General features: G+C 38.0%; 2 protein-coding genes. Both read right to left on the bottom strand.

Annotated elements, in window-relative coordinates; all coding sequences use genetic code 11:
- Nucleotides 1–191 precede the first annotated feature (191 nt).
- On the bottom strand, nt 192–416 hold the full coding sequence (locus ACP4IT_RS12535; protein ID WP_128491682.1) for a hypothetical protein: 225 nt from the start codon (nt 414–416) through the stop codon (nt 192–194).
- Between the two features lie 830 nt (nt 417–1,246).
- A complete protein-coding gene (locus tag ACP4IT_RS12530; RefSeq protein WP_128491681.1) occupies nt 1,247–1,699 on the bottom strand; it encodes a hypothetical protein in 453 nt (150 codons plus the stop codon).
- Nucleotides 1,700–1,747: the final 48 nt, after the last annotated feature.

Below are 1,747 nucleotides of genomic sequence, written 5' to 3'. Positions count from 1 at the left end.
AATGATAAAATAGTGGTGCTCATCAAGGTCCTTCTTTCTAATGGATTGTGTGGTAACACCATTAAAGACCTTGATGGGTTTTTCTGTCCACTTAAATGTTCAATTTAAATTTTACAATCTGCCATTGCCAAAATTTAGAGACTTATGCTCCAACCTCATGTTTCATGAAGGCATATTGCTTCAAATCGGCCTTAGAGTACAGTATGACGTCTAATAAAGTCAAAACCATTTCCATTCATAAGTTCACGGTACTTTCCAATATAGTTTTTCAGTGACACCTCATCAATATCCAGATCATCTCGTTGTCTACTTCCAGTAGCTGATATTCTGCCACTATCTATCAGCTTAGCCAGACTACTCGAATCACTATCAAATCCGGACTTCGTCAGTAAACTAATTGCCTCTTGTTCAGTCATTATGACCCCTTCTTCACATATTGTTCAATTCGCCTAATCTTGTTCCATTAGTAACCACAAGATCAGATAAGCTACTAAGCCAAGAAATGGTGTCAACGTCAAAATAAGCTAAATGACCCGTAACACGCATCCCAGTCATAATTCTTAGTAGTACCACCTAAAAACCAAGCAAAGACTCTATTGTTACGAGAACGTTTAATCTTGATATGTAAAAAATTACCTCCTTGCCGGAAACCTCTACTCAATGTCATTCTACTCCATCTATGGTAATACCCTTTAAAGATATGACCTCCAAAAACCACATCATTTATGATATAGAGACCCGTAACACACTACACAACGGTTCCTGATTGTACACACCTAAGTTCAGTCATACATTGGGAATAAAACACGTTGTAGTCCTTTGGAACACTCATCCTAATCAATTCAATAATAACACGTACTGAAGCGTTTCACGTGAAACAGTTATCATGGGTCACGGCGGCTTGTGGCCGACCGACACCCCCAGCAAATATCCATTCACCAATAGCAAACATCAATAACACCTATTCCAAGAGAAAGATAATCATACAATCAACCTCAGTAGCAAGCGACCCAAGAGCATGAACGTCCCTTGTTCATGCTCGCAAGGAGCAGCACAGCTGGGACAGCGTGCTTAGTAGACAGGCCCTAGGCCGTATAGAGGCCAATCAAAATATCAATAACACAGCAAGAAAAAACCGGCGGAGCCCCTCAAAGGCCCCCCGATTTTTGTTCACAAACATAATCAAATCAACAAGACCCCGAAAAACCGCATACGGACCCACACTAATTCCTCTCGCCCACTAGTATCACTGATTCAACTTATTTGATTTTCTATTGATTTTTAATATCAGTTCTCGCTCCATTTTTCCCGTCTCATCATTCCTAGATACAACGTAAATTGGAAAATTGGTAACATTATTTTTCTCACATTTTTGAGATAGTATTTTAATTATCTTCACTTTATTTTTATCGTCAGTTTTAGGACCAAAAGTCACTGATTTCAATTCTGAAAAATCATAAAAAAATGTCCTACTTTTAACGGAAGAATATCCATCAATAAAATCTGAAATAATTAGTCTTGACTCCCTTTGCGTACTCCATGAATAGTCTTTTGTCAACACAGTTTGTTCAGTCCACTGCCAATAGTGACTCTTTAAGTTTGCTTCTATGTTATATATATCATTTTGGTAGATTGTAAAATTAATCCGAACGCTGTTCGGACAAAAAAGATCAGCTTCCTTTAAAATGGTGTTTACCACAAACCCATCTTTTAGGAGCTGATCTTTTGTCTAGTATAACCTATTCCG

It is taken from the genome of Levilactobacillus sp. LN180102, from assembly GCF_050106635.1.
GTDB classification, from domain to species: Bacteria; Bacillota; Bacilli; order Lactobacillales; family Lactobacillaceae; genus Levilactobacillus; species Levilactobacillus brevis.
This window is presented reverse-complemented; position numbering and strand designations above follow the sequence as displayed.